This is a genomic window from Pseudomonas sp. TE3644, assembly GCF_056278815.1.
Window position 1 is genome coordinate 3,108,109 of record NZ_JBWBQF010000001.1, and the last position, 22,647, is coordinate 3,130,755.

23 protein-coding genes are annotated in these 22,647 nt (G+C 61.6%); 13 read left to right on the forward strand and 10 right to left on the reverse strand.

Annotated elements, in window-relative coordinates; translation table 11 throughout:
* Nucleotides 1–537 (forward strand): hypothetical protein, encoded by a 537-nt coding sequence (locus tag ACZ9GA_RS13705; RefSeq protein ID WP_457362166.1) that lies wholly within the window; start codon nucleotides 1–3, stop codon nucleotides 535–537.
* A gap of 58 nt (nucleotides 538–595) precedes the next feature.
* On the opposite strand, the gene ACZ9GA_RS13710 is transcribed toward ACZ9GA_RS13705, so the two are convergent.
* A complete protein-coding gene (locus ACZ9GA_RS13710; RefSeq protein WP_457362165.1) occupies nucleotides 596–1,390 on the reverse strand; it encodes an SDR family NAD(P)-dependent oxidoreductase in 795 nt (264 codons plus the stop codon).
* 100 nt (nucleotides 1,391–1,490) lie between these two features.
* Nucleotides 1,491–2,408, reverse strand: coding sequence for a LysR family transcriptional regulator (locus ACZ9GA_RS13715; RefSeq protein WP_457362164.1), 918 nt, complete (start codon nucleotides 2,406–2,408; stop codon nucleotides 1,491–1,493).
* Nucleotides 2,409–2,506: 98 nt separating this feature from the next.
* Here ACZ9GA_RS13715 and ACZ9GA_RS13720 point away from each other — a divergent pair, with 98 nt between their 5' ends.
* Together ACZ9GA_RS13720 and ACZ9GA_RS13725 are read left to right on the forward strand one after the other, a co-directional pair.
* Entirely contained in the window at nucleotides 2,507–3,118 is a 612-nt protein-coding gene (locus ACZ9GA_RS13720; RefSeq protein ID WP_457362163.1) for an NADPH-dependent F420 reductase, read from the forward strand.
* Nucleotides 3,119–3,145: 27 nt separating this feature from the next.
* Nucleotides 3,146–4,099 carry an alpha/beta fold hydrolase gene (locus ACZ9GA_RS13725; protein ID WP_457362162.1) on the forward strand — a complete coding sequence of 318 codons (954 nt, stop codon included), beginning with the start codon at nucleotides 3,146–3,148 and terminating at the stop codon, nucleotides 4,097–4,099.
* 9 nt (nucleotides 4,100–4,108) lie between these two features.
* On the opposite strand, the gene ACZ9GA_RS13730 is transcribed toward ACZ9GA_RS13725, so the two are convergent.
* Together ACZ9GA_RS13730 and ACZ9GA_RS13735 are read right to left on the reverse strand one after the other, a co-directional pair.
* On the reverse strand, nucleotides 4,109–4,759 hold the full coding sequence (locus ACZ9GA_RS13730; protein ID WP_457362161.1) for a hypothetical protein: 651 nt from the start codon (nucleotides 4,757–4,759) through the stop codon (nucleotides 4,109–4,111).
* 582 nt (nucleotides 4,760–5,341) lie between these two features.
* Nucleotides 5,342–6,241 (reverse strand): LysR family transcriptional regulator, encoded by a 900-nt coding sequence (locus ACZ9GA_RS13735; protein ID WP_457362160.1) that lies wholly within the window; start codon nucleotides 6,239–6,241, stop codon nucleotides 5,342–5,344.
* A 109-nt stretch (nucleotides 6,242–6,350) separates the two neighbouring features.
* On the opposite strand from ACZ9GA_RS13735, the gene ACZ9GA_RS13740 reads away from it, so the two are divergent.
* The 4 genes from ACZ9GA_RS13740 to ACZ9GA_RS13755 are packed head-to-tail and all read left to right on the forward strand — an operon-like array spanning nucleotide 6,351 to nucleotide 8,926.
* Complete coding sequence (locus ACZ9GA_RS13740; RefSeq protein WP_457362159.1) at nucleotides 6,351–6,980, forward strand: NADPH-dependent F420 reductase; 630 nt, start codon at nucleotides 6,351–6,353, stop codon at nucleotides 6,978–6,980.
* Nucleotides 6,981–7,000: 20 nt separating this feature from the next.
* Nucleotides 7,001–7,831 carry a DODA-type extradiol aromatic ring-opening family dioxygenase gene (locus ACZ9GA_RS13745; RefSeq protein ID WP_457362158.1) on the forward strand — a complete coding sequence of 277 codons (831 nt, stop codon included), beginning with the start codon at nucleotides 7,001–7,003 and terminating at the stop codon, nucleotides 7,829–7,831.
* Between the two features lie 4 nt (nucleotides 7,832–7,835).
* Nucleotides 7,836–8,507, forward strand: a complete 672-nt coding sequence (locus ACZ9GA_RS13750; protein ID WP_457362157.1) for an alpha/beta hydrolase — start codon at nucleotides 7,836–7,838, stop codon at nucleotides 8,505–8,507.
* Nucleotides 8,508–8,524: 17 nt separating this feature from the next.
* Nucleotides 8,525–8,926, forward strand: a complete 402-nt coding sequence (locus tag ACZ9GA_RS13755; protein WP_457362156.1) for a DoxX family protein — start codon at nucleotides 8,525–8,527, stop codon at nucleotides 8,924–8,926.
* 70 nt (nucleotides 8,927–8,996) lie between these two features.
* Here the strand turns inward: ACZ9GA_RS13755 and ACZ9GA_RS13760 are convergent, their stop codons facing one another.
* The 5 genes from ACZ9GA_RS13760 to ACZ9GA_RS13780 form a co-directional block, all read right to left on the reverse strand.
* A complete protein-coding gene (locus ACZ9GA_RS13760; protein WP_457362155.1) occupies nucleotides 8,997–10,493 on the reverse strand; it encodes a glycoside hydrolase family 1 protein in 1,497 nt (498 codons plus the stop codon).
* 72 nt (nucleotides 10,494–10,565) lie between these two features.
* Nucleotides 10,566–12,113, reverse strand: a complete 1,548-nt coding sequence (locus ACZ9GA_RS13765; protein ID WP_457362154.1) for a carboxylesterase/lipase family protein — start codon at nucleotides 12,111–12,113, stop codon at nucleotides 10,566–10,568.
* 179 nt (nucleotides 12,114–12,292) lie between these two features.
* Nucleotides 12,293–13,543: a CaiB/BaiF CoA transferase family protein gene (locus ACZ9GA_RS13770; RefSeq protein ID WP_457362153.1), complete on the reverse strand. Its 1,251-nt coding sequence runs from the start codon at nucleotides 13,541–13,543 to the stop codon at nucleotides 12,293–12,295.
* Between the two features lie 35 nt (nucleotides 13,544–13,578).
* A complete protein-coding gene (locus ACZ9GA_RS13775) occupies nucleotides 13,579–15,108 on the reverse strand; it encodes a 3-hydroxyacyl-CoA dehydrogenase (RefSeq protein WP_457362152.1) in 1,530 nt (509 codons plus the stop codon).
* A gap of 2 nt (nucleotides 15,109–15,110) precedes the next feature.
* Nucleotides 15,111–15,893, reverse strand: a complete 783-nt coding sequence (locus ACZ9GA_RS13780) for an enoyl-CoA hydratase (RefSeq protein WP_457362151.1) — start codon at nucleotides 15,891–15,893, stop codon at nucleotides 15,111–15,113.
* Nucleotides 15,894–16,112: 219 nt separating this feature from the next.
* Here ACZ9GA_RS13780 and ACZ9GA_RS13785 point away from each other — a divergent pair, with 219 nt between their 5' ends.
* On the forward strand, nucleotides 16,113–17,267 hold the full coding sequence (locus tag ACZ9GA_RS13785) for an acyl-CoA dehydrogenase family protein (protein WP_457363729.1): 1,155 nt from the start codon (nucleotides 16,113–16,115) through the stop codon (nucleotides 17,265–17,267).
* Between the two features lie 18 nt (nucleotides 17,268–17,285).
* Here the strand turns inward: ACZ9GA_RS13785 and ACZ9GA_RS13790 are convergent, their stop codons facing one another.
* The gene (locus ACZ9GA_RS13790) at nucleotides 17,286–18,167 is read right to left on the reverse strand and encodes a LysR family transcriptional regulator (protein WP_457362150.1); all 882 of its coding nucleotides are present in this window, start codon (nucleotides 18,165–18,167) and stop codon (nucleotides 17,286–17,288) included.
* 149 nt (nucleotides 18,168–18,316) lie between these two features.
* Here ACZ9GA_RS13790 and ACZ9GA_RS13795 point away from each other — a divergent pair, with 149 nt between their 5' ends.
* From ACZ9GA_RS13795 to ACZ9GA_RS13815, 5 genes are read left to right on the forward strand one after another with little or no spacing between them, the layout of a single operon-like run.
* Entirely contained in the window at nucleotides 18,317–19,333 is a 1,017-nt protein-coding gene (locus ACZ9GA_RS13795; RefSeq protein WP_457362149.1) for an LLM class oxidoreductase, read from the forward strand.
* The gene (locus ACZ9GA_RS13800) at nucleotides 19,330–20,130 is read left to right on the forward strand and encodes a sugar phosphate isomerase/epimerase family protein (protein ID WP_457362148.1); all 801 of its coding nucleotides are present in this window, start codon (nucleotides 19,330–19,332) and stop codon (nucleotides 20,128–20,130) included. The genes ACZ9GA_RS13795 and ACZ9GA_RS13800 overlap by 4 nt, the downstream gene beginning before the upstream one ends.
* A 13-nt stretch (nucleotides 20,131–20,143) precedes the next feature.
* On the forward strand, nucleotides 20,144–20,950 hold the full coding sequence (locus ACZ9GA_RS13805) for a sugar phosphate isomerase/epimerase family protein (RefSeq protein WP_457362147.1): 807 nt from the start codon (nucleotides 20,144–20,146) through the stop codon (nucleotides 20,948–20,950).
* Between the two features lie 34 nt (nucleotides 20,951–20,984).
* Nucleotides 20,985–21,968: an LLM class flavin-dependent oxidoreductase gene (locus tag ACZ9GA_RS13810; RefSeq protein ID WP_457362146.1), complete on the forward strand. Its 984-nt coding sequence runs from the start codon at nucleotides 20,985–20,987 to the stop codon at nucleotides 21,966–21,968.
* Between the two features lie 60 nt (nucleotides 21,969–22,028).
* On the forward strand, nucleotides 22,029–22,373 hold the full coding sequence (locus ACZ9GA_RS13815; RefSeq protein ID WP_457362145.1) for an ArsR/SmtB family transcription factor: 345 nt from the start codon (nucleotides 22,029–22,031) through the stop codon (nucleotides 22,371–22,373).
* Nucleotides 22,374–22,647 lie beyond the last annotated feature (274 nt).

A 22,647-nucleotide genomic window follows, 5' to 3' on the forward strand; every position in this document is an offset into this window, starting at 1 on the left:
ATGACCGCGGTAGAAGAACTGACCGAACACCTGCTGGAACTGTCGAACAAGCAAGCGCTCGAACGTGGCGCTGTCAAGCAGATGGCCACCAACCTGGCGCGCCGCAGCGAGGCATTCGTCACCATTGTCGAGTCAGCCTTGAGCAAGCCGCGCGAAGCCAAGCTCCTTAGCCATGTCAGAGTGGTGCGCATGATGGTGTTGACCCACGGCAGCGTCAGCACGGATCTGGAACTGACCGGCATCAAAGTGCAAGCGGCGGGCATGGAGCTGGACTTCACCCCTGAAATACATCATCGCGACAGCGCCGACTACATCCGGGTCATCGTACGCAACGGCCTGGATGACCGCATGACCATTGCAGAAGCGGCCGAGGGCAGCTGGCAATTGCAGTCGCCCGGTGCCGATGCCACGGTCCCGGCCGATGAAGAAGCGATCGCCGGATTGCTGCTGGATCGGCTGAAGAAAACAGTGCAGCCGCGCAGCCATTCCTTCACCCATACCCCCTACCTGAGTTTCGCCAACCGCAACCACCGCTGAACGCCGTGTGGGTCGCAGGCCAGCCACTAAGGCAACGCCAGCGACCCGCACGCCAGCATCAGACGATATCGTCAACCACACCGCCATCGACGCGCAGCGCAGCGCCGGTGGTGGCCGACGCCTGCGTGGAACAAACGTAGACGATCATGTTGGCCACCTCCTCGACACGGGCGGCGCGCTGGATGATCGAACTGGGGCGGTGCTGCATCACAAACTCCGACACCACGGTGTCAAGGGACTTGCCGGTGCGCTCGGCTTCGCCCTGCATCATCTGGGCAACACCGTCGGACAGCGTGGGGCCCGGCAGCACACTGTTGACCGTGACGCCGCTGCCGGCCACGCGCTTGGCCAGGCCACGGGCCAAGGCCAGTTGCGCAGTCTTGGACACCCCGTAGTGAATCATGTCAGCCGGGATATTCCGGGCTGACTCCGACGCCACGAACACCACGCGCCCCCAGCCACTTTCAACCATCGCCGGCAACAGCGCACGGCTCAGGCGCACGCCGGACATCACGTTGGTTTGCCAGTAGCTGTCCCACACATCATCGCCGGCCTCGAAGAAATCCTGTGTTTCGTAAATGCCTGCGTTGTTGACCAAAATGTCGACGGTGCCAACACCACTGACCAATTGCGCCACGCCTTCGCCGGTGGACAAATCAGCCGCCACGCCAGTGACGGCGGCGCCTGGCACTGCAGCAGTCAGGCGGGCAACTGCCTCGTTGACCGAGCGGTCGCTGCGGCCGTTGACAATGACGCTGGCGCCCGCCACCGCCAACCCCGTGGCGATGGCGAAACCGATACCGCCGGTTGAGGCAGTGACCAATGCACGTTTGCCGTTCAATTGGATATTCATCATTTCTCCAGATCAGCGGGAGCATGGCGCTCACCTTTCTTCAATCAAGACACTGTATTGAGACGCTCATCAATGATAAATGGCCATTTTGACGCGAGATTTACAACGCAGCGTTTCGAACGGGCGCCTCCGCGTGCGGCCCAAATGCCTGAGTCGCGAAGTCCAGGAAACTCCGAAGCTTGGGTGTCAGGCGACGGTCTGGCGCATACAGCACGTGCAGCGGGCGGGACGGCACCGGAAACTCGGGTAGCAGTTCCACCAGTGTTCCCTGTTGCAGGTGCGACTCCACCAATTCCAGCGGCTGAAGCATGACCCCAAGTCCGGCCAGCGCGGCGCATAAAAGTGGCTCACCATGATCAACCATCAAGCGACCGCTGACCGGCACCATGATCCTGCCCTCGGGTCCATCGAAGGTCCAATGGGTGCGCAATTCGGTGTGCGAGAAACCGAGGCATTCATGCTCCTGCAGGTCCCAGGGCGACGTGATTAGCGGCGTGTCCTGCAGGTAAGCAGGCGCGGCACACAACACCAAGCGGTATGGAGCAAGCGGCCGGGCAACCAGCCCGCTGTCTGACAGTTGGCCCACGCGGAATACCACGTCGTAGCCCTCATCGATCAAGTCGACGGCGCGATTGGCCAGGCTCAGCTCAACCTTCACCAACGGGTTGGCTTTCATGAACTCCGGCAACCGGCGCGCCAGTGTCTGCATGCCAAAGCTCACCGGGGCATTGATGCGCAAGCGCCCGCTGGGCGATGCATGAGTTTGCGCGGCCATGCTCTCGGCGGTTTCAACTTCGGCCAGGATAATCTTGCAACGCTCGTAAAAGCCCTGGCCGAAATCAGTGAGGCTCTGACGCCGGGTCGTTCGGTTCAAGAGGCGCAGGCCAAGCCGTTGCTCCAGGTGATTGACATGTTTGCCAACCAACTGCGCGGACATCTGCAACACATCACCGGCCGCGCTGAAGGAGCCCATTTCAACGGCCTTCACGAACGCGATCATGCTAGTAATTCGATCCATTGCTTATGATCCGTTTCAAATGTCTATCTATTTTGAGTATTTATCCCAAAAGGTTTCAAGTCTTATCTTATACGCACTGATGTTGCGGAGGTGCACACGTGAAAATTGCCGTATTAGGGGCCGGACGCATGGGCGAAGCTCTAGCTCGCGCACTGATCGGCGCCCAATTCGAAGTTGTGATAGGCCATCGCGACCCTGCTAAAGCGGCGGCACTGGCGCTCAAACTGGGAAGCATGGCCGAGGGTGGCGGGATGGAAGCGGCGCTGAAGTTTGCCCAAGTCGCGTTCATCGCCCTTCCCTACGACTGCATCCTGCCGGCCCTCAAGCCGCTCCAGAACCTTGAAAACAAGATCCTGGTGGACCTAAGCAATCCACCAGATACCCGCCAAACGCCAGTGGAAAGCTGGGTAGAGCGGCTGCAAGCGGCGCTACCTCGGGCTTCGGTGATCAAGGCATTCAACACCCTGTCGGCACAGCAACTGATCGCCCCCTCCAGCAGAACCAGGAGGCCGCAGACGCTCATCGCCGGCGATGACCAAGTGGCCAAAGGCAAGATCGCCGCCATCGCCCGCACCCTCAAGCTTGACGCTATCGATGCCGGCCCCTTGAACCACGGCACCTGGCTTGAACAGCTGGGTTTGTTGAACCGCTACCTCAACCGCAACCGCCACAAGGCCATGCCAAGCTCTCCCACGTGGTTGGGCTTGTAACCGCACCTCAACGTTCAGGATGCCCACATGATGTATCCCCTGCACAACCGCTCCATTGCTTCACTGCTCAAACAAGACCTGGCCCTGCCCCATGCCCTGGACGGTCATCCGGCTCGCGTCAGCGAGTTCGAGGGCTTGACCGTCAGCAGCTTCAAGACCAGCGACCAGGTCAACCTGGCGTACTGGGAAGCCGGCGAAGGCGCGCCCCTGGTGTTCATTCCAGGCTGGTCGGCCAATGGCGCGATGTACTTCCACCTCATGCACCTGCTGAGCAAGCACTATCACGTCTACGTGCTGGATGTACGCAACCAGGGCCTGTCCGAAAAAGTCGCCTTCGGCAACCGTATCGCGCGCTACGCTGTGGACGTGAAGGAGTTTGCGGAGCATCTGCAACTGGACAAAGCTCATTTCTGCGGCTGGTCCATGGGCGCCTCGATCATGTGGGCTTACATCGACCTGTTCGGTACCCAGGGCCTTCGCAGCCTGAGCATCATCGACCAGGCGCCATCTATCTACTGCCATGCCGATTGGTCGGAACAGGAGCGGCTCCAGGCAGGTGCGTTCACCACCTCACCTGAACGCATGATTGCGTCCTACGCCACCATGGAACCGTGCAATAAACTGATCTCCGCCAACGGCGTGCTCGAACGCGCCATGGCCCTGGATTCCCCCTATTACCACAACAGCATCAGCCTGGCGCAGGCCATGGTCGAGGACGACATGGATTTCGCCACGCGCGTGCTGTTCGATCACACCACGAACGACTGGCGCGACGTGATCGAATCGAAGATTAACGTGCCAACCGCCATCTTTTCTGGCGAGTACAGCGACTGGCTGGAAAGCCAGCGCTGGATGGCCTCGGTCATCGAAGGCGCGCAACTGCACCTGTACAGCAAGGAAGACGAAGGCGATCACTTCCTGGCGTTCAAGAACCCGGAAAAATTCGCCCATGACTTGCGCGCCTTCCTGGATAAGGCCTGAGTCTGCCGATCAGGCAGGGGTGACGCGCAAATCCTTAAAATGGCATACCGTGCCAGACTCGATCCAGATGCCCACCCCGCCCCGTTGCCTATCGCCCAGTTTGAGGTCGGTCACAATAAAGGCGGGCTTGGGTTGATGGTCCAGAAAGAGCACGGCGCGCGTGCCGCAGATTTCAAGCGTCAGATGAATCCAGCGTCCCAGGTCAATATCCGCATATGTCTCGTATTTCTCCGGAGATTCAAGCCGTAGCTGGTGAAACCTGAAATGAGGATAAGCGGCGTATTGCACCGAATGGTTGCGCCGGACTTGGTCATCGCATTGGCTGTTGGTAGGCCGCAGGTAGATGCTTTCAAAATGCCCATGATGGTCGATTCGAAACGCGATGCCTACAAAGCCTCGGGCATAGTCCGGGGCATCAGAAGCCAGATCGCTGGCGATATCCACCTCGATGACGCCGTCGCCGAAGTCGCCCGGTAGCCAGGCCATGAAATCACGATCGCTCAGTTGCTCGACACGTGGGTCTTGGTAACGGGTGGCCGGCATCCGAACCTGCAGGGCCTGGCTCCCCTGGTATTGGCCTGGTGTCAACATGACACCCGAGCATGTGAAGTGTTCGGGGGGCACGTTGGCTGATAACCCGTCTGTGACATCAAGCTTCATGATCAGTACCTCGTTGAAAGCGCTGCCCTACTCTAGATAACTTGTTGCGCCCGAAAAACGCTCGATTGGTTAAGAGTGTCCAAACACTTCATTTGCAACGACGTTGATTGCTTCGGATAACGAAACAGTCCATTCCTGAATTAGATCTTTATCTCATTTTTCAACGCATTACAGTAACGACCCCCGGCCTGCCAACTGGCCAACGTCTCCAAGAACTCCTTTTGCCCGGCTGTGTGCGCTCCCCCACTTTGAGCAGCCGGGATTTTTTTCACCCCCCTTTCACCCCCCCTCACCGCAGCCGCTGCCGCCAGATTGCGCTCATCGGTGTGAACCCTGGTGAGTTCCAGCGAGGCTCAGGGCCAGCGCAGCCTGCCGGCAGCGGCTACATGGTGTTTGTGGCAGTAGCTGCCTTGAGACCGCGATGCAGACGACGCAATCGACCGCCCGTGGACGCGCGGTCGAGGGCGGCCTCACGGCGCACGCGGCGGGCCTGAGGAATCGGATGGCTGGCCCCATTGACCCTGTAGATGCGCAGCACAACCCAGGACAAGCAGGTTGGGCCGCAGCCTGGCCGTTGTTCTCTTACATCTCCCAGGCTGGCGCTGCGAAGCGCTGCGCCAGAAAGTTGATCAGCACACGCACCTTGGGCGCCAGGTGCTTGCGTGACGGGTAGACTGCATAGATACCCAACTCAACCGACTTGTACTGCGGCAGGATTTCAACCAAGGCACCGGCACGCAGATCCTGCGCCACCATGAAGCTGGGCTGCAGGGAGATTCCACCGCCCGCCAAGGCGATGCTGCGGCAGGTATCACCATTGTTGCAGCGTACGATGGAGCGTGTGCGTACGCTTTCCGCCCCGTCGGGCCCTTCAAATGTCCACTCGCTGCCACTGGCAAAGTTGGTGTAGGCCACTGCCCCGTGCTCGGCAAGATCACTGAGTTTGACGATGGGTGCATGGCTGGCCAGGTAATCCGGTGAAGCACACAGGCACATGCGCGTGCCCGCCAGACGCCGTCCCACCAGCGACGAGCTTTCCATCCGCGCGATACGCACCGCCGCGTCGAACCCCTCTTCCACCAGGTCCACCAGGCGGTCATTGAGGCTGATGTCCAGCTCGACCTTGGGGTACGCCTTCATGAAATCAGCCCACACCGGCCCCAAATGCAGCACGCCGAAACTGACCGGGGCATTGATGCGCAGCACCCCGCTGGGCTCGGGCGCCGCCGAGGACACCGCCTCCTCCGCTTGATCCATCAATGCCAGCACTTCACGGGCCTGGTGATAGAACTGTCGCCCTTCGTCCGTCAGCGACAGGCGCCGGGTAGTGCGGTGCAACAAGCGCACGCCCAGCCGCTCTTCCAATGCACTTACGTAACGCGATACCGCTGCCTTGGACAAGTCCAGCGGTTCAGCGGCCGCTACGAAACTGGCCTTGTCCACCACCATGCAGAACACCTGCATCTCCAACGCGCGATCCATGATTATCTCGATTAGTGGAACTGTTCATCGCATTCAGCCCGATTTATCTCAATCCTGCAACCTATAAACTAGCCCCATCACAACGCAACACCACCTAACAGAGGTCGCTATGAAAATCACAGTAATGGGTACCGGCAACATGGGTTCGGCGTTCGCTAAACAACTTTCGGCCGCCGGCCACACCGTCCGCATCACCGGGCGGGACATCGACAAGGCCAACACGCTAGCCGCTCAATTCGACAACGTCAGCGCCTTCCCGGCCGCGCAGGCACTGGGTGACAGCGACATCGTCATCCTGGCCACCGGCTTCGGCGATGCCACCGCAGCCTTGCAAAGCCTGGGCGACCTGAGCGGTAAAGTCGTGATCGATATCACCAACCCGCTGAGCGCCGACTACATGTCGCTGACTGTGGGCCACGTGACCAGCGCCGCCGAGGAGATTGCCAAGGCCGTTCCGCAGGCCCAGGTCGTCAAGGCCTTCAACACGCTGTTCGCCCAGGTCCTGGCCGATGGCCCGGCATTTGCCGACAACCAGACTGGCAGCGTATTCGTGGCCAGCGACAGTGAACGCGCCAAACAGACCGCTATCACCTTGGCCCGCAGCCTGGGCTGGAACACCGTTGATGCAGGCGGCCTTGTCAATTCCCGTTACCTGGAGCCGGTGGCCGGTTTCAACATCTACCTGGGCTACGGCGCAGGGCTGGGCACCTCCATTGCCCCGGCCTGGCTGTCCAAGTAACTGAATAAGGAGCAATCACCATGAACACTTCGTATCCCCTGCTGTTTGTGTCTCATGGTGCTCCCATGTTTGCCATCGAGCCCGGTCAGGCTGGTCCACGGCTGGCCGAGCTCGGTCGCGAACTGCCACGCCCCGACGCCATCGTCATCCTTTCGCCCCACTGGATGACCCGCGGCGAAGTCAGCGTGACCGCGAGCACCGCACCAAAAACCATTCATGACTTCGGCGGCTTCCCTGACGCGTTGTACGAGATTGATTATCCGGCCCCAGGCGCTCCTGCGCTGGCCGGCAAGATTGTCGACATGCTCACCCACGCTGGCTGGAAGTCACGGCTTGACCCCGTACGCGGGCTGGACCACGGCGCCTGGGTACCGCTGCTGTACCTGGCACCTGACGCCGACATTCCAGTGGTGCAAGTGTCCATGCCGGCAACGCTGGATACCCGCAGCGCCTGGAAGCTGGGCCAAGCGCTGAAACCCTTGCGGGACATGAATGTGCTGATCGTGGCCTCCGGCAGCCTGACCCACAATCTGTACGAGTTTCGCGGGGCTACCCCCCACGGCGCGGACTACGTCAAACAGTTCGCAGCGTGGACCGCGCAGACCCTGCATACCGGCAACATCGAACATTTACTCGATTATCGGCAGTACGCCCCCAATGCGGAGCGTGCCCACCCGACCGATGAACACTACTTGCCGTTGTTCATTGCCCTGGGGGCAGCCGGCGAGCACTACAACACACGTGTTCTGGAAGGCGGCGTGACCTATGGCGTACTGGCCATGGACAGTTACCTGTTTTCTTCAGCCCCTGCCGCTGAGCGTGAACCTGCCCACTCGATTCAAGGTGCCTAATACCATGCGTGACATCAGTTTTTCCGACCCCGCCCGCGAACCCGAATCGGGCATTTTTTTCCGCAAGGCCTGCAATACCACCGCGCCCAAGGGCCGTCTGCTGTTGCTGCATGGCGTTGGTTCCAACGAAGCAAACCTCGCCGCTCTGGCGGAGGCGTTGCCTGAAGACCTGGAAGTGCTGCTGTTGCGTGGCCCGCTGCAAGTCGGCCCACAAGGGTTTGCCTGGTATCAGGTGACCTTTACCGGTAACGGCCCCTCGTTCAACGAAGAACAGGCCGAGGCCAGCCGCCTGCTGCTGCAGCGTTTCATCCAGGCGCTGCCGCCGCTGCCAACCGTAATCGCAGGCTTCAGCCAGGGCGGCATCATGAGTTCCAGCGTTGGCGTCACCGAGCCGGAGCTGGTCAAGGGTTTTGCCTTGCTCAGCGGTCGCATGCTGCGTGAAATCGCGCCAAAGATCGCGCCGCCCGTTCGCCTGGAGCACGTGAACGCCTTCATCGCCCACGGCCACCGCGACAACGTGCTGCCGGTTGAGTGGGCGCAAGAGGCCGATGCCTGGCTGGAGCGCATTGGCGTGAAACACGAAACCCACCTGTACAACATGGGCCACGAAATCATCGGCGAAGAAATGGCCGACTTTGCTCAATGGCTTGATACCACGCTGCACCTATCCAACTAAAAAACGGGAGCTTCAACATGATCGATACACGCACTGTTCCATACGCGGCATTTATCCTGCGCCTGGCGCTGGGTATCATGTTCATCGCCCACGGGCTGACCAAGGTACTGGTGTTTACCCCGGCAGGCACGGCTGGGTTCTTCGAATCCATTGGCTTTCCCGGCTTTCTCGCCTACCCGGTGATGGCCTTCGAAGTCATCGGCGGCCTGATGTTGGTGCTGGGCGTCTACGCACGCTGGGTCGCGGCCATCGCCGTGGTCCAACTGTTCGTGGCGTCCACCGTTCACTTCGGCAACGGCTGGAGCTTCACCAACGCCAACGGTGGTTGGGAATACCCCATCTACCTGACCGTGACCGCGCTGGTCGTGGCCTTGCTGGGTGATGGTGTATTTGCCGCCAAGGCTTCCAGCAAAGCATAAGCTGCACGTTGGACCCCAATAAAAAAACCCGGGCCATTGGGCTCCGGGTTTTTTTCGTCTGGAGGAAGGCTTAATCAGGGCGACAGTCGGCGGTGGTCACCTGCTTGCCCCTGATTATGTCCCCATACACCTGGGCGCTGAGCTTGGGCGTGCGGGCCTGGGTATTGAAGTCCACATGAATGATGCCGAAGCGGCTGCCATAGCCGAACAGCCATTCCAGGTTATCGTGGCTGGACCATACGTGATAACCCCGCACATCGGCGCCCTCGGCCATGGCGGCGTGCATGGCGTCGATGTGCTCCACCAGGTACTTGCAACGCTGCACGTCGGGGACAGCCCCCTTGACCATCTTGTCGTCATCCGGGAACCCCGCGCCGTTCTCGGTAATATAGACCGGCGGGTTGCCATAGTCCGTGCGGATACGGTTCAACAGGGCGCGGAACTGATCAGGCCTGACCGGCCCGTTGTAGGCGGCATAAGTACCTGGAGGCACGAACGATTCGGCGGCAAAGCCCGTGGCCTTGGCCTGGGCAGGCCGGCGGATGAACAAGGGGGCGTAGTAATTGATGCCCAGGTAATCGAAATGGGCCTTGCCGATGGTCGCCGCATCGTCCGCGCGGATATCCAGGTCACCGCCCAGCGCCTTGGCTGCAGCCAGTACGTCGGCCGGATAGCGACCTTTGTACATCGCATCCAGGAACCAGCGGTTCATGACGCCATCAGCCAGGGTCGCCGCTTCCCTATCCCCTTGGCTTGCACCCGGCGCGGTCAAGGTCGGGAACAAGGGCAATGCCAGACCTAACTGCCCCTTGTAGCCCCGGGCATCAAAACTTTGCTTGGCGGCGGCCGAGGCCAGCAACAGGTGGTTGAAGGTGCGCAACGCACTCGGCAGGTCGCCACTGGCGGGTACAATTGCAAACTGCCCAGGCTTGCTCGTCATGCGCTGTTCGGCGAGTAGCTTCATGGCATGCTCGACCAGCGGCTCATTGACCAGCACATAAAGGTCGACCTGGTCGTGGAAGTTATCGAACACCACCTCGGCGTAATGACGGAACCACTCGACCGAAGCGCGGTTGTCCCAGCCACCGGCACGGGCCAGCGACAACGGCATGTCCCAATGGTAAAGGGTCAGCATGGGTTGAATGCCAGCCGCCTTGAGGTCGGTGATGAACTGCCGGTAATGGGCCACCGCCGCCAGGTTCACCGGCCCCACGCCATCGGGGATGATGCGCGGCCAGGCGATGGAGAACCGATAGCTGGTCAGGCCCAGCTTTTTCATCAAGGCGATGTCCTTCAGGTACTGGTCGCGGTCATAGAAGTTGATCGCCGTGGCACCTGACATGCCGGGGCCTGCCAGCGACTTATCGTCCAGGTACTCGTCCCAGATGGAACGGCCGCGGTTGTCGGCATGGGTGGCCCCTTCCACCTGGTAGGCGGCCGAGGCCGCGCCCCAGCGAAACGATGCCGGTGCCTCCTGCGCCTGCGCTGCCCCCGAGGTCACGAGCAGGCTACCCAGCATCGCCAGCAGCACGTTGTGGCGAGGGGTGAACAATCGTTGTGCACGCATAAATCCTGTCCTTATGGTGATCGGATAATGGGCCACCATGAAGGCGGCCCGAAGGTGAAAGTGTCCTGCGTTTCAGAACAATGACAGCTGACCGCCTTGGGCGCGGACCTGCTGATAAAACTCGATCTTTTGCTTGTTCAGCAGTGGCTGCATCGACGGGGTGGCGCCCAAGGCCATGATCGACGGCGACTGGGGATCGAACTGTGCCCAGTGTGGTAGCCGGTCATCGTTGGGGTTGCCGGTCTTGATGAAATTGACCCAATAGCGCGAGACCGTAGCAGCCACCTGGCGGTCGACAGCGGTGAACGCGCGCGGTGAAGCCTGATCCAGGTTGTCGAAGGCGTAAGGCACCTCAGAGGTGTGGAAAGCCCCCCACGCCTCGGTGCCCGGTTCGACGTGGTTGAATTGATACAGGTAAACCGGCTGGTGCATCGCACGGGTACGGCTGTCGACCCACGTCCAAGTGGATGCCAGGCCGCGGTCACGCCGGATAAGTCGATTCGCCGCCGCGTAGTCGATGCCCTCCTTGACCCCGTACAGCGCCTCGGCACGAGGCGCCAGGTCAGCATAGAACGCCTTCACCTCATCACGCAGGCCCGTCAGGTCCTGATGGGGCAGGCTGAAGGCTTCATCGGCATTCATGCCTGCCAACATAGGCGTACTGCTATCGCCAGGCAAGCTGGCACCGTAGGGGTCACGGGGAATCAGATGGCCATCGATCACCGGAGCAAAGCGCAGCAAGCCTGGGCCCAGGCTGCTGGCGGCCGCCATCAGCGTTTGCGCCGGCAGACCGCGCAATTGCTCGATCGTGGTCACCCCGGCGGCGTCCATCAACTGCTGCCCCGTACGTTCGGCCGTGGCCAGGGGCACGGGCGGCCTGCCCATGCCGGGCCCACTCTCGGAGATGACCTGAGTGAACAGGAGCCGGGTTTCAGCGCTGACGATCAGGTCATGGATGGCCATGGAACCCGCCGACTGGCCGGCCAGGGTAATTCTGCGCGTGTCGCCCCCCAGGGCCTTGGCGTTGGCGTTGACCCACTTGAGCGCAGCCAAGATGTCGGCGATGCCGTAATTGCCAACCCCTTCCCCTTCGCGGGCCAGTTCTGGGTGGGCCAGGTAGCCGAACACACCCAGGCGGTAGTTGAGGTTGATCACGATCACGCCCTTGGCTGCCATGGCGCGGCCATCGTAGATAGGCACCGATCCCGAGCCGGTCACATAACCGCCGCCAGGAATCCACACCAGGATGGGCAACGGTGTTTTTGATGCTTGGGAGGGGCGCCAGATGTTGAGGTAAAGGCAATCTTCGCTGACAGCCCCCGGCACCATGTATTCAGGTGTGTAAGGCCCGAAGCCAGTGCTCAGTTCCTGTTGGCAACTGCTCGCAAAGGCCGTGGCGGCGCGAATGCCTTGCCACGTTGGCGCCGGTTGCGGCAGGCGCCAGCGATTATTGCCGGTGGGCGGTGCGGCATACGGCACCCCCAGGTAAGACTCCACATTGCCCGAGGTGTTACCACTCAGGGCGCCCTGTGTAATGCGCAGCGTCGCACCGTGACTGGCAGTGGCGCAGCCCAGCAGGCCAGCAGCCAGCCAGGTAGCAATCAGCGTTTTCTTGAACATGTGCGGCCTTCAATGGGGAACGGTCGTGGTCGGTGGACGCCTGGATCGCCTGTCAGCGAATCAAGCAACAACGCCTCGCCCCGAATGCGATCCCTGCAATCCACACGATCGGACATTTGAAAACACCCGCCCCCCACCTTAAAGCCCCAAAACGCATGGACACTGCAAACGCTGTGTTTTCAATCCACGCCGGCGTCGCCTCCCCGCTGCTCGATGACCCCGCGTACCTTGAGAGCGGCAAGTTGCTGAGGGTCCAACCCCAACCGCTGCCCCAGCACCTGATCGGTGTGCTCACCCAGCATGGGCGCGGGGCGCAGGTACTGCACTGGCGTTGCCGACAGCTTCAACGGGCTGCCGACGGTCACGAAATCCGGCTTGAGCGGGTGGGCGATCGATACCAGCATGTTGCGCGCCGTAACCTGTGGCTCGGCGAGCGCTGCGGCGATGTCATTGATCGGGCCTACCGGCACGCCCTTGGGGTGAATTTTGTTGACCCAGTGTCGGGCGCAATCGGTAAGAAAGTGAGGGGCCAGGATCTCGACCAAGGCTGTTCGGTTATTCACCCGGTCAGCGTTGCGCGTAAACCTGGCATCCAGTGGCAACTGCGGCAGGCCGATGGCCTGGCACAATTGCACGAACTGGCCGTCATTGCCGCAGGCAATGATGAACTCGCCGTCCTGGGCGCTGAACACCTGGTAAGGGACGATGTTGGCGTGTGCGTTGCCATAACGGCCTGGCGGCTTGCCGGACGCCAGGTAGTTCTGGCTCTGGTTGCACAACGTGGCGACTTGTACGTCCAGCAACGCCATATCGATATGCTGTCCCTGCCCGCTGACGTGGCGGCTGAGCAAGGCGGCCTGTATCGCCACCGTTGAGTACAGCCCCGTCATCAGATCGGAAAACGCCACGCCGGCTTTCTGTGGGCCTCCCCCCGCCAGGTCGTCGCGCTCGCCGGTAATGCTCATCAGCCCACCCAACCCCTGAATGATGAAGTCATAGCCGGGTTCATGGGCGCGGGGGCCGGTCTGGCCGAAGCCGGTCACCGAGCAATACACCAGGCTAGGATTGAGCGCCGCCAATGAGGGGTAGTCCAACCCGTACCTGGCCAGGGAACCCGCCTTGTAGTTCTCGATCAGCACGTCGCAGTCGCAGGCCAGGGCACGCACCAATTCCTGGCCCTGCGCCGTGGCAATGTCCAGCGCCACCGACAGCTTGCCGCGGTTGGTGGACTGGTAATACGAAGATTCGTGAGTCGGCTCCCCCGCCTCATCCGGCATCCACGGCGGCCCCCAGCCGCGGGTGTCATCACCCACGCCTGGCCGCTCGATCTTGATCACTTCGGCGCCCAGATCCGCAAGGATCTGACCGCACCAAGGGCCGGCCAGCACGCGGCTCAGGTCCAGCACGCGGTACCCTGTCAACGCTCCCATAGGGGCCTCCTTCTGTTCGATGTCGGTATCGCGCATCAGACTACCCCCTGCGCTGCCGTGCCCAGCGCCAGCCCCAGCCCCAGCCCCAGCCCTGCGCGTCGGCGCAACCACAAGCCCGGCCGGTAGCGCGGATCGGCGGTCAATTCGCACATGCGGGTGAGGATCAGCAGCAGGCGACCGGCACCCAGCGCATCGCCCCACGCCAACGGCCCATAGGGGTACCCCAGGCCGCGGCGCACGCCCTCCTCCAGGTCTTCGACGCTGGCGATCTGCTGCTGGACGATTTCACCGGCCAGGTTGACGATCATCGCCATCACCCGTTGCGCCACGAAGCCGACGCTGTCCGAAATCACTGTGACGCCCACGCCATCGCGGCTCAGCAAGGTGCGTGCGGCCGCCACCATGGCCGGCAGGGTGGCCAGGGTGGGCATCAGGGTGCGGTGACGATCCAGCGCCGGCAGCAGGTCAATGCACACCGTCCGCGACGGCGGCGTATCGAAGTCCAGGCACGCCTGGGCGGCATCGATGCCATAGGGGGCCAGCAGGCACAAGGCGTTGGCCGAGGGGCGAGGTGCGGTTTCAACTTCAGCACCCAGGGTCAGCAGCAGCGCGAGCAATCGCACCCTGTCTTCGCTACGCTGGGCACCGACCCACACGGGCGGTACCGCCTGGGGCGTTGGCTCGGCCGCCGGCTGTACAGGCGCCTCGGGGTAGCGATAGAAGCCCCTGCCCACCTTGCGCCCCACAAACCCTGCCTCCACCATCCGCTGGGTCTGGGACGATGGCCGATAACGGGGATCCTCATAAAACTGGTGGTAGATGGACTCGTTCACCGGGTGTGACACATCCAGCGCCGTCAGGTCGAACAGCTCGAACGGCCCCATCCTGAAGCCCATGCCTTCGCGCAGGATTCGATCGATATCCGCGGGACAGGCCACGCCCTCCTTGAGTATTTGCAACGCCTCGGTGCCGTAGGCGCGCCCCGCGTGGTTGATGATGAAACCGGGAGAGTCCTTGGCACGAATACCGCGATGGCCCAGCCGTGTAGCGAAGGCCTGCAGACTATCCGTCACCAATGGATCGGTGGCCAGGCCATCGATCACTTCGATCACCTTCATCAACGGGACCGGATTAAAGAAATGCAGCCCGGCCACCCGCTGCGGATGCTCGCAGACACTGGCGATGCGGGTAACCGACAAGGACGACGTGTTGGTCGCCAGCAGACAGGTGGGCGCAACCACCTGCTCCAATGCCCGCAGCAAACCTTGCTTGGCGTCGAGGTTTTCCACGATGGCCTCGATCACCAGGTCGCAATCCCCCAACCCGTCGAGTTGGGTGCAGATGCTCAGGCGGGCCAGCGCAGCTTCGGCGTCCCCGGCGCCGATCTTGTTCTTACTCACCAGGGTATCGAAGGTGCCCGTCAGCTGTTGCAGGGCCGCCTGCGCCGCGCCCGCCCTGGCGTCGTACAGCATGACGCGGTAACCGGCCTGTGCCGCCACCTGGGCAATGCCCGTTCCCATGACGCCGGTGCCGACTATGCCAATCAATTCAATGGACTGGGTCATGATCATTCTCCCACAAAACGAGCGGTGCGTTTTTCCAGGAACGCCGCCGCGCCTTCCTTCTGATCGCGCGAGGCAAACAGCAGTTGGAATGCCTTGCGCTCAAGGCGCAGGGCACTGTCGAGCGGCAAGTCAGCGCCGGCCAGGATCACTTCCTTGATCTGCGCAACCGCCAGCGGCGGCAGGCCGGCGATATGCGTCGCCAATTCCAGCGCCCTGGGCAAAGCCTGGTCATCGGCCACCACTTCACTGACCAGCCCCATGGCCAAGGCCTCGGGTGCCTTGATCAGGCAACCGGTCAGGGCCAGGCGCATCGCCTGGAACTTGCCCACCGCTCGCACCAGCCGCTGGGTGCCGCCCGAGCCCGGCATCAAGCCCAACTTGACCTCGGGCTGGGCAAAGCAAGCCGACTGGCCGGCCACAATGAGATCGCAGTGCATGGCGAGTTCACAGCCCCCGCCCAAGGCGTATCCATTCACGGCGGCAATGATCGGCTTGGGGCAACCACTGATGGCTTCCCACAAGCGTTCGGTGTGGCGAAGGTATATTTCGATGGCGCCGGCGGTGGCGAACTCACGGATATCAGCGCCAGCGACGAAACAGTCCGGGCTACCGGTCAGCACGATCGCCCGCACCGAAGGCTCATGCCCCAGGTGAGAAAAATGCAGCGCCAGCTGCTCCCGTACCTCGCTGTTGAGGGCGTTGCGCGAGTCCGGGCGATGGACCCGGATAACGGGTACGGCCTTGTCGACCCATTCCACCTGAACGACTGAGCGATCTGAATTCATGGTCCACTTACCTTTAATTCCGCTGTGCGGTATTTAGTTTTATTAAAAACGAAAAAAAGGATAGGCACAGCTTCTGTCGCTTGTAAACAGCCAATCGGATGGACTTATAAATCTGCGAGCAATTCCGCCATGCGGAATCTTATTTTATTTTATTGATATTTTTTGAAATCCTGGCCTACCCTGTCATCACTGACCGCCATTGCCGCCTGGAGCCACACCATGATTCGCGACCCGGAAACCCTGCAGATTTTGATCGATTCGGTGCGCCAATTCGTCAGCGAGGCGCTGATCCCCCGCGAACAGGAGGTCGAGGCCAATGACCGCATGCCGCCGGATATCATCGAGCAGATGCGCGACATGGGGCTTTTTGGCTTGACCATCCCCGAAACTTACGGCGGCCTGGGCCTGACCATGGAGGAAGAGGTATTCATTGCGTTCGAACTGGGCCGTACCTCCCCCGCGTTCCGCTCCTACATCGGTACCAACAATGGCATCGGCGCCCTGGGCATCCTGCTGGACGGCACACAAGAGCAGCAACGCGATTACCTGCCGAAACTGGCCAGCGGCGCCTTGCTTGGCTCGTTCTGCCTCACCGAGCCGGACTCGGGCTCCGACGCAGCGTCGCTGAAGACCACGGCAATACGCGACGGGGACACTTACCTGATCAATGGCACCAAGCGCTTCATCACCAACGCGCCCCATGCCGGGCTATATACCGTAATGGCCAGAACCAACCCAAGCGTCAAGGGCGCTGGAGGCATCAGCGCGTTTATCGTCGAGCGGGGGGCAACGGGCCTGTCACTGGGCAAACCTGACCACAAGATGGGCCAGAAAGGTGCCCATACCAGCGACGTCATTTTCGAGGACGTGCGGGTGCCGGCCAGCCAGTTGATCGGTGGCGTGGAAGGGGTCGGTTTCAAGACCGCCATGAAAGTGCTGGACAAAGGCCGGCTGCACATTGCCGCCGTCAGCGTGGCAGCCGCCGAGCGAATGCTGGCCGATGCGCTGCGCTTTGCCCTGGAGCGCAAGCAATTTGGCCAGGCCATCGCCGAATTCCAACTGATCCAGGGGATGCTGGCCGACAGCAAGGCCGAAATCTATGCTGCCCGGTGCATGGTGCTGGACGCTGCGCGCCGACGCGACGACGGCCATAACGTCAGCACCGAGGCCTCCTGCGCGAAGATGTTTGCCACGGAAATGTGCGGCCGCGTGGCTGATCGATGCGTGCAGATCCATGGCGGCGCCGGCTACGTCAGCGACTACGCCATCGAACGTTTTTACCGCGATGTGCGTCTGTTCCGGATCTATGAGGGGACGACCCAGATTCAGCAGGTGGTGATTGCGCGCAATATGATTCGTGAAGCCACCCGTTAACCTTGAAACTCGTACCAGTCAGGCGAGCCTGGCGGTCATGAACTCCACGAACGCCCTGATCTTGGGCAACGGCTGCCGACTTGAAGGCCACAGAATACTGAAGGTACGGTGGTCACGAACATACCGCTCCAACACCGGCACCAGCCGCCCCTCCTGAACCGCCTGCTCGACAAAAAAGTCGGGCAGGCAGGCGATACCCTGACCGGCTTCTGCCATTGCCATCAGCGGCTCGATGGCGTTGGCGGTGGCCGATTGCGGCAGGTCGACATTCCCCTGGCCGCCCTTGGAAACCAACGGCCAGGGGTCCAGCTTGCCGCTGGAGGGGTAGCGATAGCGCAGGCACAGGTGCGCGGCCAGGTCGGAAGGCCGCACTGGCTCACCCCGTGCCGCGAGGTAATCCGGCGAGGCCACCAGCCGATGGCTGTAGCCGTTGAGCTTGCGCATCATCAGTCGCGAGTCCTGAACTTCGCCAATGCGCATGACCGCATCGAAACCTTCCTCAATGACGTTTACCAGCCGGTCGCTGAATTCAAGCTCCAACTCCACCTCTGGGTAGGCCTGCTGGAAGGCAATCAGGTGCGACATCAATCGCATGCCCAATTGCGGCAGGCCCAGGCGCAGCTTGCCCTGGGGTTTGCCGGCCGCCTGGGTCAGCTCGCGCCTGGCCACTTCGAATTCGGCGAATATCCGGTTGCAGCGCTCCAGAAACAGGCTGCCCTCGGAGGTCAGGGTGATCGCCCGCGTAGAACGATGGAACAGTCTGACACCCAACTCCTCCTCCAGACGTGCCACAGCCTTGCCCACTGCCGAGGACGAGACACCGATGCGCCGCCCTGCCTCGGTAAAACTGCGCGTCTGCGCGGCGTGAACGAAAGCGCTCAGCGCGCCAAAATGGTCCATATCGCGGCCTCTTATTAAAGCTTTCGGTTCCTGAATGTTCGGAATTCTAGCTTATTTTTCTTTCGAGCCAACCCGCTTATAGTCACTTGCATCAATTTTCATGGCCCAGGAGGACTGCGCCGTGGAAGACAGCAGACGAGACTAGACGTATGACGACCCAGGCTTCTTCCCAGGGCCTTTCGCAGCCGCTCAAGTACCACCCAGGTTACGCCCGAGTGTTCCAACCCGGGCATTTGACCTTCGGCTTCATTGCGCCGCTGGAAAGCTACCCCAACAGCCCCGCCCCTACCTTGCGCGACCATATGGCCATGGCCCGCAAGGTGGATGAGGCAGGGTTTGCCGCCATCTGGCTGCGCGACGTGCCCTTCTACGATCCCAACTTTGGCGATGTGGGGCAAATCCTCGACCCCCTGGTATATGCAGGCTACCTGGCTGCGGCCACCCGCCAGATTGCCGTTGGCACGGCCGGTATCGTGCTGCCGTTGCGCGACCCGCTGATCGTCGCCAAACAGGCAGCCAGCGTCGATCAACTGCTGGGGGGACGGTTCATCCTCGGTTTGGCGACCGGCGACCGACCGGTCGAATACCCGGCATTCGGGCTGGATTTCGACAATCGCGCCGCCCGCTTCCGCGACGCCCTGGCGATGATCCGTGCGGCCACCGAACGGCACTGGGCCAGCCACGGCTCGGCGTTCTACGGCCAGCTCAGTGGCAAGATCGATCTGGTGCCCAAGCCGGTAGGTGGACGCTTGCCCACGCTGGTGATCGGCTATGCAGGACAGTCGCTGCAATGGATTGGGGAGCACACCGACGGGATGATCTCCTACATCTCCAACCCTGAAACCCTGCCCCAGGTCATCGATCGCTGGCAATCCGCCTGCGCCGGCAATGGTTACAAACCCTACGGCTACGGGACCCTGTTCGACCTGGACCGTGACCCCAATTACCCCCTGCAGCCCGGTCGCGTCCTGCGCGCAGGCCGTAACACCCTGATTGAGTTGTGGAAACGCCAGCAGGAACAGGGCGTCGCCCATGTCGCCCTGCATTTCAAGCCGCAGCGCCGCCCGGCCTCGGAAGTCATTGACGAGCTGGGCGAATACTTGCTGCCGCATTTCCCCAGCTTGCCGCTCCCCCCTTCACAGCCAGAGGCGCCGAACCACCCATGAACCGCCCCCTCCACCACATGGACTTCATTTTCCAGACCAAACTGGGCACTTACCCATTGTCCGCCCAGTGCGAAATGCTGGTAGAAACCGGCTACCAGGGGCTGACCATGTCCGCCTGGAGCAAGGACCTGGCTTCCATCCCCCGCATCAAGCCCACCTGGGGCTTGGACGTGGGCGCGGTCTACCTGATTTATCGAGAAGGCCTGGAATCGTTTGTCACCCAGATCTTCGAGTCGATCGAGGGCTGCTCAACCATCGAACTGGCGCTGCACTCGGGCGACGAGGTCACCGACCTGGATCGCCGTATGCTGGAGCGAGTGCTGCCCATTTGCGAGCGCCGCGGCCTGCAGATTGCCCTCTACCCCCACGCCCGTTACGGCATGCAGACCACGGCGCAGGCCGTGACCCTGTGTGAAGAGTTCAATCACCCGAACCTGAGCATCGTCTTCAACGGCTACCACTGGTACGCCATGGAAGAAAACGCCTTGGAGCAACGCCTGGACGCCGTATGGCCATGGCTGCACCAGGTCAATATCGCCGGCACCCGCCGCTCGCCACTGGGTTGGGGTGGGCTGGCCACCATCGAACCGCTGGATGAGGGCGAAATGGACAACTTCGTACTGCTGGGCGCCCTGGAGCGCCGTGGCTTCGACGGCCGTGTCGGCGTTCTGGGCTGGGAAAGCATGGGGGGCGACGTGTACGGGAACCTGCGCCGCTCCGTCAATGCGTTCCGCTCCATGGAACAGCGCCTGGCCGCCCACCCCGAATGGGCGCTGATCAACCAGTTGCCTTACTGAGGCGGAGGTAACCATGGCCCGTTCCATTCACGCACTGGACTCCTTCTTCTACTCGTCGATGGGGATCTATGCGTTCGAGAGCCAATGCGAAATGCTCGCCGAACTGGGTTACGACGGCATGACCGTATCGGCCTGGGGCGGCACGCCCCACACCGATCTCACGCTTCTGCCCGGCGTGCCAGGCAAGCATGGCTTGAAAGTCGAAGCCCTGTACGTGGTATTGCATGAAGGTCGCAACGATGCCCAATTGCGACGCATCATCGAAACAGTAGAAGGCGTCGAGCTGATCGAACTGGCGGTGCAGACGTCGATCAACGGTGGTGCCGGGATTCTGCGGTTCATCGAGTCGATACTGCCGATCGCCGAGCGTCGAGGCTTGCGCATTGCGCTTTATCCCCACCTGCACCACGTCACCCAGACCACGACCCAAGTGGTGCAGATCTGCGAACACTTCAACCACCCACGCCTGGGCGCATCGTTCAACGCCTACCACTGGTACGGCAGCCAGGAGGGCCGCCTGGAAAAACGCCTTGAGGCGATGAAGCCGTGGTTGATGCAGGTAGTGACCTCCGGCAGCGCGCTGTCGCAACTGGGCTGGGGCGGCGTCGCCACCATGGAGCCGGTCGATCGTGGCGAAATGGACAATTTCGCCGTGCTGGCTGCGCTGGATCGCGTGGGTTACACCGGCAGCATTGGCGTACTGGGCTGGGACTATGGCGGCGACATCTACCTCAAACTGCAACGTTGCCTGACCACCTTGCGCGACGTTGACCGACGTCTTGAACGCCGACCGGCCTGGTCGGATTTCCCGCTCAAATAATCGACCTTTCCCTACTATTGACCTGGAGGCTGCCATGACAGCGCTCTCTGTTCTGGACCTGATGATGATCGGCGAAGGCAATACCTTCGCCCATACCCTCAATGACGCGGTTGCTCTGGCACGCCACGTCGAGCAGCATGGCTACAAGCGCTACTGGATTGCCGAGCACCACGACCTGCCGGGCATCGCCTCATCGGCCACCACCCTGCTGATCCAACACTTGGCGGCAGCTACCCGCACGCTGCGCGTGGGATCCGGCGGCATCATGCTGCCCAACCACTCGCCACTGGTGGTCGCCGAACAGTTCGGCACGCTGGACACGCTGTTCCCCGGCCGCATCGACTTGGGCGTGGGTCGCGCCCCTGGCTCGGCAGGGCCGGCGATACGCGCGTTGCGTGGCGGCGCGCCGGAGCGGGACTTCGCCAATGACATCAACCTGCTGTGCGACTATCTGGCCGATGATGGTCACCAGCCCGTGCGCGCCATTCCAGGCAAGCACGACGTGCCGCTGTGGCTGTTGGGTTCAAGCCTGCAAAGTGCCGACCTGGCCGCCAAGCGCGGCCTGCCCTACGCGTTCGCCTCCCATTTCGCACCGCGCATGCTGATGGACGCCATTGCCCACTACCGTGCCACTTTCAGGCCTTCGGCGACCCTCAAGCAGCCATACCTGATTATCGGCGCCAATGTCTTCGCCGCCCCCACCCGCGCGGAAGCCGACTACCTGGCCAGTTCGCACAGGCATTGGGTCAGCAATCTCTATGCCGGCCGTTCCGGGCCCCTGCCGCGTCCAACCGAAGGCTTTATGGAAAACCTGTCGGAGTTCGACCGCTACAGCCTGACCGAGGCCATGGCCTGCACGGCTGTGGGTGACAAAGACGACGTGGGCAGCTGGCTGCGGCAATTCATCGACACCACCCAGGCCGACGAAGTGATCATCGACGCGCGCATCCACGACCCCATGGCGCGGTGCCAGTCTTATCAGATTGCCGCCGAGTCAATCGCCGACTTGCTTGATTGAACATGATGGGCGTGAGCAACCACGCCCATTGCCCGTTACCTTGCGCAAAAGAATCAGCCCATGCTGCTCGACACTCCACTACCTGGCGCCGCGCCGGTCACCACGCGATTTGACGCGGTCATGCGTGCCTACTCACACCCCATGCGCCGCAGGATCCTGGAATGGTTGAAGGATCCGCAGGCAAATTTCCCTGATCAGGAATACGGCCACCATATGGGCGTCTGCATGGGCCAGATAGTCAAACGATGCCGGCTATCGCCCTCATCGGTCTCCAATCACCTGTCCTTGCTTCGCTGGGTGGGCCTGGTGCAACTACACAAATCTGGCCAGGTGCATTTCTTCACTCGCAACGAGCCGGTGATAGAAAGCTTCAAGGCAACGTTAGTACAGCAACTGCAACGCTGAGCATCTCCCCCCTCTCCCCGCCCTGCCACGGCCCCAACGGGCCGTCATGCCCATTCGAAACGAACCGACCCGAGTCTAGAAACGATTCGTTCCTTGTCGCACCCGCTGTTCGGGTCCACCCTTAATGATCAGCATTTTCATCTTGAATGCCTCCCTCGGAGGCGCCACGCAGGCCGTTGATCATGATTGCGAACTGGATGGAAGCCCCCGCGTCAATTGACCGCACCACATTAAATATACTCCCTACCAGTATGCGCATATACTCCCCCCCAGT

Excerpts from the sequence above, each read along its gene's own strand:
- ACZ9GA_RS13705 (WP_457362166.1), top strand. The coding sequence starts at position 1 with ATGACCGCGGTAGAAGAACTGACCGAACACCTGCTGGAACTGTCGAAC.
- ACZ9GA_RS13710 (WP_457362165.1), bottom strand. The coding sequence starts at position 1,390 with ATGAATATCCAATTGAACGGCAAACGTGCATTGGTCACTGCCTCAACC.
- ACZ9GA_RS13715 (WP_457362164.1), bottom strand. The coding sequence starts at position 2,408 with ATGGATCGAATTACTAGCATGATCGCGTTCGTGAAGGCCGTTGAAATG.
- ACZ9GA_RS13725 (WP_457362162.1), top strand. The coding sequence starts at position 3,146 with ATGATGTATCCCCTGCACAACCGCTCCATTGCTTCACTGCTCAAACAA.
- ACZ9GA_RS13730 (WP_457362161.1), bottom strand. The coding sequence starts at position 4,759 with ATGAAGCTTGATGTCACAGACGGGTTATCAGCCAACGTGCCCCCCGAA.
- ACZ9GA_RS13735 (WP_457362160.1), bottom strand. The coding sequence starts at position 6,241 with ATGGATCGCGCGTTGGAGATGCAGGTGTTCTGCATGGTGGTGGACAAG.
- ACZ9GA_RS13740 (WP_457362159.1), top strand. The coding sequence starts at position 6,351 with ATGAAAATCACAGTAATGGGTACCGGCAACATGGGTTCGGCGTTCGCT.
- ACZ9GA_RS13745 (WP_457362158.1), top strand. The coding sequence starts at position 7,001 with ATGAACACTTCGTATCCCCTGCTGTTTGTGTCTCATGGTGCTCCCATG.
- ACZ9GA_RS13750 (WP_457362157.1), top strand. The coding sequence starts at position 7,836 with ATGCGTGACATCAGTTTTTCCGACCCCGCCCGCGAACCCGAATCGGGC.
- ACZ9GA_RS13755 (WP_457362156.1), top strand. The coding sequence starts at position 8,525 with ATGATCGATACACGCACTGTTCCATACGCGGCATTTATCCTGCGCCTG.
- ACZ9GA_RS13760 (WP_457362155.1), bottom strand. The coding sequence starts at position 10,493 with ATGCGTGCACAACGATTGTTCACCCCTCGCCACAACGTGCTGCTGGCG.
- ACZ9GA_RS13765 (WP_457362154.1), bottom strand. The coding sequence starts at position 12,113 with ATGTTCAAGAAAACGCTGATTGCTACCTGGCTGGCTGCTGGCCTGCTG.
- ACZ9GA_RS13770 (WP_457362153.1), bottom strand. The coding sequence starts at position 13,543 with ATGGGAGCGTTGACAGGGTACCGCGTGCTGGACCTGAGCCGCGTGCTG.
- ACZ9GA_RS13775 (WP_457362152.1), bottom strand. The coding sequence starts at position 15,108 with ATGACCCAGTCCATTGAATTGATTGGCATAGTCGGCACCGGCGTCATG.
- ACZ9GA_RS13780 (WP_457362151.1), bottom strand. The coding sequence starts at position 15,893 with ATGAATTCAGATCGCTCAGTCGTTCAGGTGGAATGGGTCGACAAGGCC.
- ACZ9GA_RS13785 (WP_457363729.1), top strand. The coding sequence starts at position 16,113 with ATGATTCGCGACCCGGAAACCCTGCAGATTTTGATCGATTCGGTGCGC.
- ACZ9GA_RS13790 (WP_457362150.1), bottom strand. The coding sequence starts at position 18,167 with ATGGACCATTTTGGCGCGCTGAGCGCTTTCGTTCACGCCGCGCAGACG.
- ACZ9GA_RS13795 (WP_457362149.1), top strand. The coding sequence starts at position 18,317 with ATGACGACCCAGGCTTCTTCCCAGGGCCTTTCGCAGCCGCTCAAGTAC.
- ACZ9GA_RS13800 (WP_457362148.1), top strand. The coding sequence starts at position 19,330 with ATGAACCGCCCCCTCCACCACATGGACTTCATTTTCCAGACCAAACTG.
- ACZ9GA_RS13805 (WP_457362147.1), top strand. The coding sequence starts at position 20,144 with ATGGCCCGTTCCATTCACGCACTGGACTCCTTCTTCTACTCGTCGATG.
- ACZ9GA_RS13810 (WP_457362146.1), top strand. The coding sequence starts at position 20,985 with ATGACAGCGCTCTCTGTTCTGGACCTGATGATGATCGGCGAAGGCAAT.
- ACZ9GA_RS13815 (WP_457362145.1), top strand. The coding sequence starts at position 22,029 with ATGCTGCTCGACACTCCACTACCTGGCGCCGCGCCGGTCACCACGCGA.